Raw genomic sequence first — 14,861 nt, 5'->3', positions numbered from 1 at the left:
AACACGCCGCCACCCGCTATGATCACAGCGAAAAAATGGGACGGAGAGAGCGTATGTCTGCCGAAAAGTCACCGGCGCTGGCGGTGTCGAGCTGGAGCCTGCACCGGGCGCTCGGCCTCACCTATCCGAACCGTCCCGATCACGACGTCGCGCTGGCGCCCGAGCCGACCTTCGGCCCCGGTCGGCTCGACCTGCTCGACCTGCCCGCCGCCGTCGCCGCGCTCGACATCGGCCGCATCGAGCTGTGCTCGTTCCACCTGCCCAGCCGCGACGTCGACTATGCCGACCAGTTCAAGGCGGCGCTCGAAAAGGCCGGCGTCGTGCTGCAGACCCTGCTGATCGAATATGGCGACATCACCCATCCCACGACCCGCGAGCGCGATCTCGCCTGGATCGAAAGCTGGATCGACACGGCGGCGCTGTTCGGCGCCGAACAGGCCCGCGTCATCGCCGGCCGGGCGCCGCCGACCCGCGACGCGCTCGATCTCAGCGCCGCCGGGCTGACCCGTCTCGGCCATTGTGGCGAGGCGCGCGGCGTGCGGATCGTCACGGAAAACTGGTACGAGCTGCTGCCCGGGCCGCGCGAGCTGCGCTATCTGTTCGACCGGCTCGACGAGACGGTGACGCTCAACGGCGATTTCGGCAACTGGTCCGGCCCGACCAAATATGCCGATCTCGAAGCGATCTTCGATCTCGCCACCTGCTGCCACGCCAAGGCGGATTTCAGCAACGGCATCCTGCATGCCGAAGACTACCGGCGCTGCTTGGCCGCCGCCGACGCGGCCGGCTTTCGCGGGCCCTACACGCTGATCTATGACGGCCCGGACGAGGACGAGTTCGCCAATCTTCTGCTCGAGCGCGACTTCATCCGTCGCCACTACGAGGACGTCCGCGCCAGCGTCGGCTGAGAGGCCGTTGGGGGTTCGGCTTCTTTCGGGACAACGCCTTCGGAAACCTAGACGATGGCCGATTTCTGTAGGTGCACCCTGCGTCGTCCCGGCAAAGGCCGGGACCCATGAACACCGGCCCAGCAAGCCCTGGCCAGCCTCTCTCCGACGGGCCTCGAGCGTCTGGATCCCGGCCTTCGCCGGGATGACGACCGAGCCCACCCCGGCCGGGCGCGTCTACGATGTCGCGCGATGGGGCCGTTTGGAGAGCCCGAAGACGGGCCTCCCGTAACCCCTTAACGAACCAGGTTCAGCGTCCGGGGCTTGGTGGCGCCGGGCTTGGGCGGTTCGGGGCGGGCTGCGGCTTCCGCGTGCTTGACCGGCTCGGCCGGCTTCGCGGCTTCGGCGGGCCTGGCGACCGGTGCCGGCCTGGCGGGCTCGGCCGACTTTTCGGCCTTGGGCGGCGCCGGCGGCTCGAAATCGAACGAATAATCGGCGAGCAATTCGATCGCCTTGGCGAAGATCGTCTCCTCGCGCCGGGTCTTTTCCGCCTGCTCGCGCGTATCGGCGGCGCGGCGCTCCAGCACCTTGCGGATGATGTTGTCGCCCTCGCGCTTGCGGAAGCGGGCGGCCATCGCCTCGGCGCGCTTCGCCTGGCGCTCGAGCTTGCGGATGCCGACACCGATATCGGCCTTCTGCTTGGTCAGGGTGTCGCGGATCGGCGCGATCAGGTCGACCGCCTCGAAAGGCAGGTCGCTTTCCAGCACCGAGGCGACCAGCGCGTGGATGCGCTCCATCGCCCGTCCGACAATGTCGTCGACGGCGAGCTCACCCTCATAGCCGGTCTCGTCATAGGCCTTGCGGCGGTCGGGATCGGAAAGGATCGCATAGGCGTGGCTCAGCGCATGGAACGCCTCGGCGGTGCCGCCGGCGTCCGGATGCGCGGCGCGGGCGCGCTGGCGATAGGCCTTGTCGATCTCGGCGGGCGTGGCGTCCGGTTCGACGGCCAGCTCGCGGTATAGTTTGCGCCTGTCGGCCATGGCCGGAGAACTCCCTGGGCAGGGTGCCCGGCCTCTCCCGATCGGGAGCGGCGAGCCGTGAACGAAGCAGCGCCAACCGGCGCGTCGCCACTATCCACGCCTGACGGGCAAAGTCCACCGCCGCCATGGGCGGCGGGGGACGAACCCCGGTATCAGCCGCCGAACAGGCGATCGAGCAGATTGCGGCGGTGCGGGCGCGCCTGGTAGACGCCGGCCTGGCCATCCTCGCCGACGCCGGCCGGCGGAACCGGCCCGCCGCGCTCGACGCCATAGGACGGATCGCCATCGCGGTAGATGCGGGCGCCGGGCGGCGGCGCCTGATAGTCGCCGCCATCGTTCCAACCGCCATCGGGCGATTCCGGGTCGCCATAGCCGCCATAATCGGGCTGGCTCGGCTGCGGGTCACGATATTGCGGCGTCGGCTGGCCGTTGGCCGGCGGCTGCTCATAGGCCGGCTGCCGCTGCGGCGGCGCGCCGCTGCCGACGACCTGGCCATATTCATCGACCAGCCCGCCCTGCTCGGGGCCGACATACTGGCCGTTCTGGTAGAGGTCCTGCGCCGTCTCCGCGGGATCGCGATAGGCGTAGTTGCCCGGCAGCGCCGCGACGGCGACGCCCTTGTGCGCCTCGGTCATGAAGCGGTTCCAGATCTGCGCCGGCAGGCTGCCGCCCGTCATCCGCTTGGTCGGCTTGGAATCGTCATTGCCGAGCCAGACGCCGGTGGTGAGATTGGCGGTATAGCCGACAAACCAGGCGTCCTTGGAATCATTGGTGGTGCCGGTCTTGCCCGCCGCCTGCCAGCCGGCGATCGCCGCCTTGCGGCCCGTGCCGCGCGCCAGCGTGTCGGTCATCATGCTGTTCATCATGCCCACATAGAGCGGGTCGATGATCTGCGTCGCCTTGACCGACGGGTGCTCGTACAGCGTCTTGCCGGCGACGTTCTTCACCCGCGCGATGACATGCGGCTTGGCGCTGTAGCCGCCATTGGCGAAGGGCACATAGGCGTCGGTCAGCTCCAGCAGGCTCACTTCAGACGTGCCGAGCGCGATGGAGGGATTGGGCTGCAGCGGCGAGGTGATGCCGAGCCGCTCGGCGGTCTTGATGACGCGGTCCGGGCCGACTTCATTGGCGAGCTGCACGGCGACGGTGTTGATCGAAAGCGCCAGCGCGGTCTGCAGCGAGACCGGGCCCTTGTACATCTTCTCGTAGTTCTTCGGCTCCCAATTGCCGATCCGGGTCGGTTCGTCGACGCGGACGGTTTCGGGTACCATGCCGTATTCGAGCGCCGACAGGTAGACGAAGGGCTTGAAGGCGGAGCCGGGCTGGCGCTTGGCGTCGACGGCCCGGTTGAACTGGCTCTGCTTGTAATCGCGGCCGCCTACCATGGCGCGCACCGCGCCAGTGCCGTCCACCGCCACCAGCGCGCCCTGCGACACGCCGAACGACTTGCCGCTCTTGTCGAGCGCCTCGGTCAGCGCCTTGCCGGCCATGTCCTCCAGGCGCGGATCGATCGTCGTCTCGACGATCACGTCCTGGTCGAGCGCGCCGACGACTTCCGGCACCAGATCGGCGACCCAGTCGGCGACATAGCGGCCGGCCCCGCCCTCGCCCTCGGACTGCGCCTTGATGGTGATCGAAGCGGCCTGCTTGGCCTGGTCGGCCGTGATGAAGCCAGCCTCGCGCATGGCGCCGAGCACGACATTGGCGCGCGAATTGGCGGCGGCCGGGTCGGAGGTCGGGGCATAGGTCGACGGCGCCTTGAGCAGGCCGGCGAGCATCGCGGCCTCCTTCAGCGAGATGTCGCGCGCCGACTTGCCGAAATAGCGCCGCGACGCCGCGTCGACGCCATAGGCGCCGGCGCCCAGATAAACGCGGTTCAGGTAGGATTCCATGATCTGGGCCTTGGAGTATTTCGTCTCCAGCCAGATCGCCATGATCGCTTCCTGGATCTTGCGATCCATGGTTCGCTCGGGCTTCAGGAACAGGTTCTTGGCCAGCTGTTGCGTGACGGTCGAGCCGCCCTGCACGACATAGCCGGACCGGAAATTGACATAGGCCGCGCGCAGCAGGCCGAGCGGATCGACGCCGAAATGGCTCTGGAAGCGCCGGTCCTCGATCGCCATCACCGCCTGGCTCAGATAGGGCGGCAATTCCTCGATGCGCACCGACTCGCCGCCAGTATCGCCGCGATTGGCGATCAGCGTGCCGTCATTGGCGAGAACCTTGATGTTGGGCGGGCGCTTGGGAACCGACCAGTTGGCGGTCGAAGGCAATTGCGTCGCATACCAGGCGATGCCGCCGGCCAGCGCGATCGTGCCCCAGAACATCAGGATCACGGTCCACTTGATGCCGCGGGGGACCCATTTGCCGATGCCGGAACCGCCGGAAGACCGCTTGCGGCCGCCGGAACGCGCCTTCTTGCGGGCGGGCGCCTTGCTGCGGCGCGATTTGGAGCGTCGGGAATCGGCCATGGGGTCATCTTCACCGAGATCGATGAATTCCGCATCCTCTATGTCGTCTTCGAAAGGCTCGGGCTCGGGCGGGCGGCCGCGTCGATCCGCGGCGCCGAGTTCCGGCTCCCGCCGCTCGCGCGCGGCGCGCGGCGCGGCTTCCGGTTCCGGCTCGGGCGCCTCGCGCCGGCGGCCCGTGCGCTCCAGCGCCAGGCCCGGCTCGCGCCGTTCGGTGGCACCGGCTTTGCGGGAACCGGGTTCGCTGCGGGCGGGGCCAAATCCGGGCTCCTGCCGCTCGGCGCCAAACTCCGGCTCGCCACGGACGGCGCCGAAACCCGGCTCGCTGCGCGTTTCGGCATCGCGGTCGCCCCGCTCGCGCGGCGCACGGGGCGCGAAGCCCCCGGCCGGACGGTCGTCGGCGCCCAGGCGAATGTCGAATTCGCCTTCGTCCGGGTCCTGCGGCTTGTCGAGCACCGGTTCGATCCGTTCGCTCCGCGGCGGTCTCGCCATGCCTGTTTCGTCTTCCAGTCCAAAGGGCCGATAGGGTGCGCGGGGGCGCATGTTTAGCGGCCCGAATGCTCCATGAATACGGCGATTTCAGGGGAATCGGCAGTTGCCAACCGGGATCGTCGCCTAGAGAGGCCGGACCCACCGGCCGCCGCATGCCTGTGACCCCCGTAACAGCGCCAGGGAACGAAGATGGATAATGCTTCGTTAAGTGACGGATCGAGCGAGGGAGACGGCAATGGCACAGTGGATCGAACAGACGGGGCAGCAGGCGACGATGCAGATCGCCGCGACGCTCGCAGCCTCCACGACCCTCGTTCTCTTCATCGGCAGCAAGACGCCGCTGGAGCCGGCAGCGACGCTGGCGGCGCTGACGCCGATCGCGCTTTGCGCCCTGCTCTATCTGTGCGGCGCGCTGGCCGCCACCACCGTCACCACCCTGTCGCGCCGCCCCATCCTCGGCGTCGCCGCGCTGACCGGCTTCGCGCCCTTCGGCCCGCTGCTGCCGCCTTCCGAGGATTGGGCTCTCTACGCTGCCTTCGTCATTTTCGGCCTGCTCACCGCCGGCAGCCTGCGCGCCGTCGTCGCCGCCTTTGGCCGCGAGCGGCTCGGCAGCCTCTGCGGCGCCTGCGGCCTCGCTCTGATCGCCGCCATCGCGGCGACCGCCGGCATGGCGGACGGCCCGCTGATGCAGATGGTGCTGGCGCTGACCGGCATCACGGCCTGCCTCGCGGTCGCCACCGTCGTCGCCACCAGCCCGGCCAAGGTCCGCTGACCCGGTTGCAACCGGCAGCCCGATGGCAACAGAAGCGTTGTCATCGTGTCGCCGGCTGTAGCCAAACCGGATGCTCGCGGGCATAGTCCGCGCATGTCAGACACGCTCGCTCCCGCCATCGTTTCCCGCCCCGTCCAGAAGGGCGATCACGTCTTTCTGGTCGATGGATCGTCCTATATTTTCCGCGCCTACCACGCGCTGCCGCCCTTGACGCGCAAATCCGACGGCCTGCCCGTCGGCGCCGTCGCCGGCTTCTGCAACATGCTGTGGCGGCTGCTCAAGGAAGCGAACGAGGCCGGCGTCAAGCCGACCCATCTGGCGGTCATCTTCGACCATTCCGCGACTACCTTCCGCAATGCGCTCTACGACAAGTACAAGGCGCAGCGCCCCGAGCCGCCGGAAGATCTGCGGCCGCAATTCGCGCTGATCCGCCAGGCGGTCGGCGCCTTCAACGTGCCGTCGATCGAGATGGAAGGCTTCGAGGCCGACGACCTGATCGCCACCTACACCAAGCAGGCGGTGGCCGCCGGCGCCGACGTCACCATCGTCGCCTCCGACAAGGACCTGATGCAGCTGATCGAGCCGGGCGTGATCATGCTCGACACGATGAAGGGCAAGACAATCGGCCGCGACGAGGTGATCGAGAAATTCGGCGTACCGCCGGAAAAGGTCGTCGACGTGCAGGCACTGGCCGGCGATTCCGTCGACAACATCCCCGGCGTCCCCGGCATCGGCGTCAAGACGGCGGCGCAACTGATCGAGACCTATGGCGATCTGGAAACGCTGCTCGCGCGTGCCGAGGAGATCAAGCAGCCGAAGCGGCGGGAGGCGCTGATCGCCCATGCCGAGATGGCACGGATCTCGATGCAGCTGGTGACGCTCGACCGCGACGTGCCGCTGGACGAGCCGATCGACCGGCTCGGCGTGCGGCCGATCATCGGCGAGCAGCTGATCTCCTTCCTGAAGGCAATGGAATTCACCACGCTGACCGGCCGCGTCGCTGCCGCAACGGGCGTCGAATCCGGTGGCGTCGAGGCGGATGGGGCGCTGACCGCCAGGGCCCGCGAGGCCGGCCGGGCCGCGACCGCCGCCTCGCTGTTCGGCTCCCAGGCCACGCCGCAGCAGCAGCCGGGCTTCGAGGACATTGGCGGGCTGACGCCTTCCGGCCTCGCCGCCGCCCGGGCGAGCGCGATCAAGGCGATCCCCTTCTCGCATTCCGGCTATGAGACGATCCGGACGGAGGAGAGGCTCTGGGCCTGGATCGCCCGCGCGACCGAGCTCGGCGTCGTCGCCATCGATACCGAGACCACCTCGCTCGACCCGATGCAGGCGGAACTGGTCGGCATCTCGCTCGCCGTGGCGCCGAACGAGGCCTGCTATATCCCGCTCGCGCATCGCGGCGAAGGCGACGGCCTGTTCACGGAAGGGCTCCTGCCCGACCAGCTCGACATCCGCGTGGCGATTGCGCTGCTGAAGCCCATGCTGGAAGACCGCGCCGTGCTCAAGGTGGCGCAGAACCTCAAATATGACTGGCTGATGCTCGCCCGCCACGGCATCGACACGGCGCCGTTCGACGACACCATGCTGATCTCCTACGTGCTCGACGCCGGCCGCGGCGTGCACGCCATGGATCCGCTGTCGGAACGATGGCTTGGCCACAAGCCGATCTCGTTCGACGACGTCACTGGCAAGGGCAAGGCGCGCGTCACCTTCGACCGCGTGCCGATCGAGCGTGCCAGCGAATATGCCGCCGAAGATGCCGACGTCACGCTGCGCCTCTGGCAGGTGCTGAAGCCGCGCCTCGCCGCCGAGGGCATGTCCACCGTCTACGAGACGCTGGAGCGGCCGATGATTCCGGTGCTGGCCTCGATGGAGCGGCGCGGCATCTCGATCGACCGCGCCATCCTCTCGCGCCTCTCCGGCGAGTTCGCCCAGAAGGCGGGCGCGCTGGAAGCCGAGATCCAGGAAATCGCCGGCCAGCCCTTCAATGTCGGTTCGCCGAAGCAGCTTGGCGACATCCTGTTCGGCGTGATGGGCATGCCCGGCGGCAGCAAGACGGCAACCGGCGCCTGGGCGACCGGCGCCAGCATCCTGGAGGACCTGGCCGAGCAGGGCTACGAACTGCCGCAGAAGATCCTCGACTGGCGCCAGCTCTCGAAACTGCGCTCAACCTATACCGACGCGCTGCCGGGCTACGTGCATCCCGAGACCAAGCGCGTCCACACCTCCTACGCGCTCGCCGCGACGACGACGGGTCGCCTGTCCTCGTCTGAGCCCAACCTGCAGAACATCCCGGTCCGCACCGAGGCGGGGCGCAAGATCCGCGCCGCCTTCATCGCCGATCCCGGCCACAAGCTGGTCTCGGCCGACTATTCGCAGATCGAACTGCGGCTGCTCGCCGAGATCGCCGATATTCCGCAGCTGAAGCACGCCTTCGCCGAAGGCATCGACATTCATGCGCTGACGGCGTCGGAAATGTTTGGCGTGCCGGTCGAGGGGATGCCTTCGGAAGTGCGCCGCCGCGCCAAGGCTATCAATTTCGGCATCATCTACGGCATTTCGGCCTTCGGCCTCGCCAACCAGCTGTCGATCGCCCGCGAGGAGGCCGGCGCCTATATCAAGCGCTATTTCGAGCGCTTCCCGGGCATTCGCGACTACATGGAAGAGACCAAGCGGATCTGCCGCGACCTCGGCTATGTCACGACGCTGTTCGGCCGCCGCTGCCACTATCCCGAGATCGCCTCGAAGAACGCCTCGATCCGCGCCTTCAACGAACGCGCCGCCATTAATGCGCGATTGCAGGGTACCGCGGCCGACATCATCCGCCGCGCCATGGTGCGCGTCGAGCCGGCGCTGGAGGAAGCGGGCCTCAACGCGCGCATGCTGCTGCAGGTGCATGACGAACTGATCTTCGAGGTGCCCGAGGCGGAGATCGAGCCGACGCTGGCGCTGGTCACCCGCGTCATGGAGAACGCGCCGACGCCGGCCGTGTCGCTCAGCGTGCCGCTCAATGTCGACGCGCGCGCCGCCGACAACTGGGACGAGGCGCACTAACGGCGGGCCCTCCCCCAAACAAGAAGGGCGCGGCCTCGTTGGCCGCGCCCAAAATTATGCCTGGCCGGCAGCGTCGGATCAGACGACGCCTTCGACGGCCTGAAAACCTTCGAAATTCGGGTGGCCGAGGAACATCGGCTTGCGGTCGCCAGCGCCGCGGTGGGAATCGCGGAACTGCTGCGACTTGGTCCAGGCGACGAAATGCTCTTCGCTCTGCCAGACCGTGTGCGACGAATAGAGGGTGTGATCCTCGGCGGTCGCGCCCTTCAGCAGGTTGAAGGAGATGTAGCCTTCGAGCTCGTGCAGGTTGCGCGGGCGCGTGCGCCAGACTTCCTCGAACTCGGCTTCCATGCCCTTGATGACTTTGAAGCGGTTCATGGCGATGTACATGGTCGTTCTTCCGTTTGCGTGCCGATGAGGTGCGTGTAGAGGGTGATTCTTCAAGATAGGCAAAAAATGAGGAGGGACGACCGTTTCCGGCCTTCCCCCCTCGCGCCTGCCCGTCGTCACCACACCGCCGGGCAGACGGTTTCGGAGCCGGCTTAGAACTGCATCTTCGCCGTCAGCAGGACGGTGCGGCCGCGGCCGGTGTCGCCGGTCCAACTGCTCAGGGTCGACAGGGCCGGCGTGTAGGCCTTGTCGAACACGTTGGTCACGTTGAGCGACAGGTCGAGGCCATTGTCGAACTTGTAGTTGGCGAAGGCGTCGACCAGCGTATAGGCGTCCCAGTCGGCGACTTCGGAGCCGAAGAAGCCCTGGCCGGCATCGGTGTTGCCGACATAGTTGAGGCGGCCGCCGACGGTCAGGCGACGCTCCAGGAAGCGCGCGCCGGCGGTCAGGGCGAACACGTTGTCGGGCAGGTAGCTCGCGACGCCGAGGCCGTTCTGGGTCGGCGGCAGGCTCGATTCCGCATGGGTGTAGGACACATTGGCGAAGGCGAAGCCGGCATCATAGAGCGCCTCGAGCTCGAGGCCCTTGATGACCGACGTGCCGGGTGTGTTGGCGAACCACCAGACCATGCCGACGTTCTGGACGGCGATGTAGTTCTCGATGTTCTGGTAGTAGTAGTTGGCCTTCAGGCGGAAGATGTCGCCTTCGGTCAGCAGGCCGTCCTTCTTGATGTTGGCGCCGATTTCCCAGCCCTTGGCGATTTCCGGCTCCAGGAACGGGTTCGGGCTGTAGCTGTTGGTCGGGCCGGAGCCGGGATGCACGCCGCCCAGCATGGTCTCGCTGATCGTCGGCGCGCGGAACGTCTCCGCATAGGTCACGTAGGGCTGCAGCCACTCATAGGGGTTGAGCGCCAGCGTGATGCGCGGATCGAGCCGGCCTTCCGACTGGTCGAGGTCGTAATTGCCCGCCGGCAGGCCGGCCAGGTTGTTGCTCGGCACGTTGGTGGTGCCGTCGAGCGTGTAGAAGTCGTAGCGCAGGCCGGCGATGACATCGACGATGTTGTAGCTGAAGGTCGTCTCCGAGAAGACGCCGCCAATGCCGCTATTGCCGCTCGGATTGACGCCGCCCTCGCTGTTCGGCGTCCAGTTGTTGTAGGCGTCTACGTCGTCGTGGAAGTACTCGACGCCATAGGTCGAGCTGACGCCGACATTGCCGATGTTGAACTTCGACGTGTTGGAGAGGTCGAAGCCGATGCCGAGGTCCTCGAGGACGCGGCCCGACGTGGTGTTGGGCGTGCCGGCGGCGTTGCCGCCATAGGTCATCTTGACGTCGTTGACGTAGAAGTGGCCCGAGACGTTGACCAGCTCGCTGTCCGGATCCCAGTTGAAGCCGGCAGTATAGGTGTCCGAGCGGATGTTCTGGTTGTAGGAGTTGGCCAGGAAGTCGTTGTCGTAGAGCACGGCGCCGACATTGACGGTCAGGTCGTCGCTCGGGGCGAACTCGCCCTTGACCAGGCCTGAAAGGCGGTTCTGGCCGGTATAGGGCACCTCGATGCCGTCGCCATTGTCGTAATTGTCGGGGTTGGCGTAGCTGATCGCGCCGGCGATCGCCGCGCCGCCACCAGCCGAGCGCACCGCGCCGGCCGCCATTTCCGAGAAGCCGACGCCATTACTGCCCCAGGTCAGCGTCGCCAGCGCGCCCCAATTCTTGCCGTCCGTGATGATGTCGTCGACGCCGAGGGTGCGAACATTGGCCGAGCCGACCAGCGCGCCGGCGCCGCCGGCGGTCGAAATGGCGCCGCGCTGGACGTCGACCCCCGCGACCAGCGCCGGGTCGACATAGGCAAAGCCCTGCGCCTCATGGCCGGTGAAGCGGAAGTTCTGGCGAACGCCGTCGATCATCGTGTTGACGCGGCCCGAGCCTTCCAGGCCGCGGATGTTGACCGAGAGACCGGCGTTCTGGATGGAATCGCGCGAGAAGGTGCCGGGCATGGCGCGCAGCACATTGCCGAGATTGCGCTGGCCGAACAGCTGGATCTCGTCCTCGCCGGCGGAGCTGATCGGCGCGGGGGTCGTGAACGGGTTCTTCCAGCCATCCCGGTCGCCCGTCACGGTGATCGGCGCCCGGAAGGCGGTCTCGCCCTTGGCAGCCTTCTTCTTCAGCTCCTCGTCGGTTTCCGAACTGTTGGCGGCCGGCGTCGGCGCGGTCTGCGCCTTGGCGGCGGTGGCCGCGAATGTGGCGAGGAGGGCTGCGGCCGTACCAGCCATCAGCCAAGTCTTGTGTCGAGCAACACGCATGCGAGCCCCATAGGCATTGGTTTGAATGGGCCTGGCTGGCTGTCCGGGCGCGCATGGCGGCCGGCACTGGCGTGCTTGGCAATCTGCCGTTCTCCGTGGCTCCCCCGAGCGCATCGAAACCGGCATCGACGATCTTTCGCTTGCGGAGATACGAAAAGGTGAGTACGTCAGTCAACTAAATTGTTGCGAATTATTCGCAAGTTTAGAACAACTCAAAATTGCCGCCACCCAGGCAATCCGGTGGAGCTGACATGCACGAGACACGACTGGCCGGGGATGCCCCGGAGACCCCTGCACCGGGTTCGGGACCGCGCGTGATTTCCAGCGACGAACTCCTCAACGGGACGCGCGAGATCATCATTCGCCATGTCGGCGAAGACTACAGGCTGCGCCTCACCCGGGCCGGCAAGCTCATATTGAACAAGTAGACGGGATCATGATGAGGCTCTCGCATTCTCCTTCGCCATTCGGCGTCCTCCGCTCGGTCGAGCGCCTGTCGGGCCGCCGCTTCCCGTTCCTGTTCGGGCTGGCCTTCGCCATCGTCATTACCTGCGGCGCGATCGTGCAGTCGGTCGCGGCCGAGCGGGTGATCGAGGATGCGACCGGCCGTAAGGTCACGATCGGCTCGACCGACCGCATCGTCACGATCGGCGGCGACATCACCGAGATCGTCTATGCGCTGGGCGCCGGCGACCGGATCATCGCCCGCGACACCACCTCGTCCTATCCGCCCGAGGCCGCCGCCAAGCCGGACGTCGGCTACATGCGCGCGCTGTCGGCGGAGGGCGTGCTCTCGGTCAAGCCGGACCTGATCATCGCCGTCGAGGGCTCCGGCCCGAAGGACGCGATCACCCTGCTCGAATCCGCTTCCGTGCCGATCGTCATCGTGCCCGAGCGCCGGACCGGCGACAGCATCCTGGCCAAGGTGCGCCTGATCGCCGACATTCTCGGCGAGACGGAAAAGGGCGACAAGCTCGCCGGCACCATGGCGGCGAAGTTCAAGGCGCTCGATACCGCGATCGCCAAGATTCCGGAGAACGAGCGCAAGAAGGCCGTTTTCCTGATGAGCCTGAACGGCGGCAAGCCGATGGCCGCCGGCCACAACACCGCCGCCGATTCGATGATCCAGATGGCCGGCGGCATCAATCCGATGGCAGCCGTCGAAGGCTACAAGCCGGCTTCCGACGAAGCGCTGATCGCAGCCGAGCCGGAAGTCGTCGTGATGATGATCGGCCAGAGCGGCCCGCCCAAGCGGGAAGTCGTGTTCGATTCGCCCGCTCTGCGCGCGACGCCGGCGGCCCGGGACAAGGCGCTCGTCACCATGGACGGCCTCTACCTGCTCGGCTTCGGGCCGCGCACGGCGGACGCGGCGCGCGATCTTGCGCACGCACTCTATCCGACCCTCGACCTTCCCGAATGGCCGGCAGCCGACTGATGAGCCTCGCCATGACAGCCCCGGTCGCCGGCGACCGCCGCGGACGGGCGCGGGTGGTGACCGCCAGCCTGGTCGTCCTGCTCGTTGCCGTCAGCGTGATCTCGCTCTGCGTCGGCCCCTCCGGCATGTCGACGGCAGAGGTCGCCGGCCTGCTTTCCGACGCGATCGCCGGCCGCTTCGATGCGATCAGCACCGTCAACCACGTCATCCTGTTCGACATCCGCGTGCCGCGCACCCTGCTGGGAGCGCTGGTCGGCGCGGCGCTGGCCTTGGCCGGCGCGATGATGCAGGGCCTGTTCCGCAACCCGCTGGCCGATCCCGGCCTGGTCGGCGTCTCGGCCGGCGCGGCGCTCGGCGCGGTGCTGGTCATCGTGCTCGGTGGCGCTTTCCTGGCGCCGGTGATGGATTTCCTGGGCATCGGCGCGCTGCCGATCGCCGCCTTCTTCGGCGGCCTCGGCACGACGCTGCTGCTCTATGCCATCGCGACGCGGCGCGGCCAGACCTCGGTCGGCACCATGCTGCTCGCCGGCATTGCGCTCGGCGCGATCGCCGGGGCGATCACCGCCTATCTCGTCTTCCGCAGCGACGACTTCCAGTTGCGCGAACTGACCTTCTGGTCAATGGGCGGCCTGGGCGGCGCGACCTGGCACAAGATCCTGCTCGCCACCCCCTTCATCGTCGGCGTGTTCCTCGCCATGCCGTTTACCGCGAGAGGGCTGGACGCGCTGGTGCTGGGCGAGGCGGAAGCCCGCCATCTCGGCTTCAACACGCAGTTCCTGAAGAGCCTGATCATCCTCGTCGTGGCGCTGGCCGTCGGCGTCTCGGTCGCCTTTGCCGGCATCATCGGCTTCGTCGGCATTGTCGTGCCGCATGTGCTGCGGCTGGTGATCGGGCCGGAGCACCGGACGCTGCTGCCGGCAACCGCGCTGCTGGGCGCCACGCTGCTGATTGTCGCCGACATGATCTGCCGCACCATCGTCGCCCCGGCCGAACTGCCGATCGGCATCGTCACCGCCACGATCGGCGCGCCCTTCTTCCTGTCGATCCTGCTCAGGAAGCGCGGCGTGATCGATCTCTAGGCGTCCATTCGGCCTGCGATGAAAGACGGAGACGCGGCGGCCCCGGTGGGCCGGCCGCTCTCCCAGGAAACGGGAAGCAGAGATGCTGCAAGTTGAAGCCCTCACCGTCCGCGCCGGCCAGCGCGCCATTCTCGACAATGTCTCGCTCACCGTCGCGCCGGGCGAGCTGACGGCGGTGGTCGGGCCGAACGGCGCCGGCAAATCGACCATCCTGAAGGCGGTCACCGGCGAACTGCGCCCGGCGACCGGCACGATCAAGCTGGACGGCAGGAAGCTTGGCGCCTACCGTCCGTATGAGCTGGCGCAGCGCCGCGCCGTGCTGCCGCAGGCTTCCTCGCTCGCCTTCCCCTTCACCGTGCATGAGGTCGTCCGCCTCGGCACCAGCGGCGCGCTGAGCCCGGCCGACCGCGCCGCCCGGGTCGCCGCCGCGCTGATCCGGGTCGATCTGAACGGCTTTGGCGGCCGCTTCTTCCAGGAGCTCTCCGGCGGCGAGCAGCAGCGGGTGCATCTCGCCCGCGTGCTCTGCCAGGTGTGGGAGCCGATTGTCGACGGCGTGCCGCGCTATCTCTTCCTCGACGAGCCGACGGCGAGCCTCGACCTGCGCCACCAGCTGCTCACCCTCGACACGGCGCGCAACTTCGCCCGTGCCGGCGGCGGCGTCATCGCCATCCTGCACGATCTGAACCTCGCGGCGCTCTATGCCGACAAGATCATCGTCGTCAGCGCGGGCCGCATCGCCGCCAGCGGCACGCCGCGCGAAGTGCTGACCGACGCGATGATGCGCGCCGTCTTCGGCGTCAGCGTGCATGTCGGCGGCGTCCCCACCGATGCGCCCTTCATCCTGCCGCATACCGCCCACGCCGCCTGACGCCAAGCTTTCGGCGGACAACCTGCCGGAACGGGAGGGGCGCGTCGCCATGTCGATTCCATCGCCACGGAACAGGCTC

General features: G+C 67.7%; 11 protein-coding genes. 7 read left to right on the top strand and 4 right to left on the bottom strand.

Going from position 1 to position 14,861, the window contains the following annotated elements; all coding sequences use genetic code 11:
- Positions 1-53: 53 nt before the first annotated feature.
- On the top strand, positions 54-908 hold the full coding sequence (locus ABIE08_RS18125) for a sugar phosphate isomerase/epimerase family protein (protein ID WP_354553239.1): 855 nt from the start codon (positions 54-56) through the stop codon (positions 906-908).
- A gap of 275 nt (positions 909-1,183) precedes the next feature.
- On the opposite strand, the gene ABIE08_RS18120 is transcribed toward ABIE08_RS18125, so the two are convergent.
- Positions 1,184-1,927 (bottom strand): DnaJ domain-containing protein, encoded by a 744-nt coding sequence (locus ABIE08_RS18120; protein WP_354553237.1) that lies wholly within the window; start codon positions 1,925-1,927, stop codon positions 1,184-1,186.
- Positions 1,928-2,079: 152 nt separating this feature from the next.
- Positions 2,080-4,887, bottom strand: coding sequence for a transglycosylase domain-containing protein (locus tag ABIE08_RS18115; RefSeq protein WP_354553236.1), 2,808 nt, complete (start codon positions 4,885-4,887; stop codon positions 2,080-2,082).
- Between the two features lie 235 nt (positions 4,888-5,122).
- Between ABIE08_RS18115 and ABIE08_RS18110 the strand changes: the two genes are divergently transcribed.
- Together ABIE08_RS18110 and polA are read left to right on the top strand one after the other, a co-directional pair.
- Positions 5,123-5,659: a hypothetical protein gene (locus ABIE08_RS18110; RefSeq protein ID WP_354553234.1), complete on the top strand. Its 537-nt coding sequence runs from the start codon at positions 5,123-5,125 to the stop codon at positions 5,657-5,659.
- A gap of 93 nt (positions 5,660-5,752) precedes the next feature.
- A complete protein-coding gene (gene polA, locus ABIE08_RS18105) occupies positions 5,753-8,713 on the top strand; it encodes a DNA polymerase I (RefSeq protein WP_354553232.1) in 2,961 nt (986 codons plus the stop codon).
- A gap of 78 nt (positions 8,714-8,791) precedes the next feature.
- Here polA and ABIE08_RS18100 read toward each other — a convergent pair whose 3' ends face one another.
- Together ABIE08_RS18100 and ABIE08_RS18095 are read right to left on the bottom strand one after the other, a co-directional pair.
- A complete protein-coding gene (locus tag ABIE08_RS18100; RefSeq protein ID WP_354553230.1) occupies positions 8,792-9,103 on the bottom strand; it encodes an antibiotic biosynthesis monooxygenase family protein in 312 nt (103 codons plus the stop codon).
- Between the two features lie 152 nt (positions 9,104-9,255).
- Positions 9,256-11,370: a TonB-dependent receptor domain-containing protein gene (locus ABIE08_RS18095; RefSeq protein WP_354553228.1), complete on the bottom strand. Its 2,115-nt coding sequence runs from the start codon at positions 11,368-11,370 to the stop codon at positions 9,256-9,258.
- A gap of 281 nt (positions 11,371-11,651) precedes the next feature.
- On the opposite strand from ABIE08_RS18095, the gene hemP reads away from it, so the two are divergent.
- The 4 genes from hemP to ABIE08_RS18075 all read left to right on the top strand — a co-directional run bounded on the left by hemP (position 11,652) and on the right by ABIE08_RS18075 (position 14,782).
- Positions 11,652-11,828, top strand: a complete 177-nt coding sequence (gene hemP, locus ABIE08_RS18090) for a hemin uptake protein HemP (protein ID WP_354553226.1) — start codon at positions 11,652-11,654, stop codon at positions 11,826-11,828.
- A gap of 8 nt (positions 11,829-11,836) precedes the next feature.
- Complete coding sequence (locus ABIE08_RS18085; RefSeq protein ID WP_354553224.1) at positions 11,837-12,835, top strand: heme/hemin ABC transporter substrate-binding protein; 999 nt, start codon at positions 11,837-11,839, stop codon at positions 12,833-12,835.
- Positions 12,817-13,914, top strand: a complete 1,098-nt coding sequence (locus tag ABIE08_RS18080; protein ID WP_436409575.1) for a FecCD family ABC transporter permease — start codon at positions 12,817-12,819, stop codon at positions 13,912-13,914. Before ABIE08_RS18085 ends, ABIE08_RS18080 begins: the two co-directional genes overlap by 19 nt.
- Positions 13,915-13,996: 82 nt before the next feature.
- Positions 13,997-14,782, top strand: coding sequence for a heme ABC transporter ATP-binding protein (locus ABIE08_RS18075; protein ID WP_354553222.1), 786 nt, complete (start codon positions 13,997-13,999; stop codon positions 14,780-14,782).
- Positions 14,783-14,861 lie beyond the last annotated feature (79 nt).

Origin of the sequence: Kaistia defluvii (assembly GCF_040548815.1) — a bacterium.
Classification (GTDB): Bacteria; Pseudomonadota; Alphaproteobacteria; order Rhizobiales; family Kaistiaceae; genus Kaistia; species Kaistia defluvii_A.
The sequence above is the reverse complement of the archived record's forward strand: the minus strand, read 5'-3'. Positions and strand labels throughout refer to the sequence as shown.

Excerpts from the sequence above, each read along its gene's own strand:
- ABIE08_RS18120 (WP_354553237.1), bottom strand. The coding sequence starts at position 1,927 with ATGGCCGACAGGCGCAAACTATACCGCGAGCTGGCCGTCGAACCGGAC.
- ABIE08_RS18125 (WP_354553239.1), top strand. The coding sequence starts at position 54 with ATGTCTGCCGAAAAGTCACCGGCGCTGGCGGTGTCGAGCTGGAGCCTG.
- ABIE08_RS18115 (WP_354553236.1), bottom strand. The coding sequence starts at position 4,887 with ATGGCGAGACCGCCGCGGAGCGAACGGATCGAACCGGTGCTCGACAAG.
- ABIE08_RS18100 (WP_354553230.1), bottom strand. The coding sequence starts at position 9,103 with ATGTACATCGCCATGAACCGCTTCAAAGTCATCAAGGGCATGGAAGCC.
- ABIE08_RS18095 (WP_354553228.1), bottom strand. The coding sequence starts at position 11,370 with ATGGCTGGTACGGCCGCAGCCCTCCTCGCCACATTCGCGGCCACCGCC.
- hemP (WP_354553226.1), top strand. The coding sequence starts at position 11,652 with ATGCACGAGACACGACTGGCCGGGGATGCCCCGGAGACCCCTGCACCG.
- ABIE08_RS18085 (WP_354553224.1), top strand. The coding sequence starts at position 11,837 with ATGATGAGGCTCTCGCATTCTCCTTCGCCATTCGGCGTCCTCCGCTCG.
- polA (WP_354553232.1), top strand. The coding sequence starts at position 5,753 with ATGTCAGACACGCTCGCTCCCGCCATCGTTTCCCGCCCCGTCCAGAAG.
- ABIE08_RS18075 (WP_354553222.1), top strand. The coding sequence starts at position 13,997 with ATGCTGCAAGTTGAAGCCCTCACCGTCCGCGCCGGCCAGCGCGCCATT.
- ABIE08_RS18080 (WP_436409575.1), top strand. The coding sequence starts at position 12,817 with ATGGCCGGCAGCCGACTGATGAGCCTCGCCATGACAGCCCCGGTCGCC.
- ABIE08_RS18110 (WP_354553234.1), top strand. The coding sequence starts at position 5,123 with ATGGCACAGTGGATCGAACAGACGGGGCAGCAGGCGACGATGCAGATC.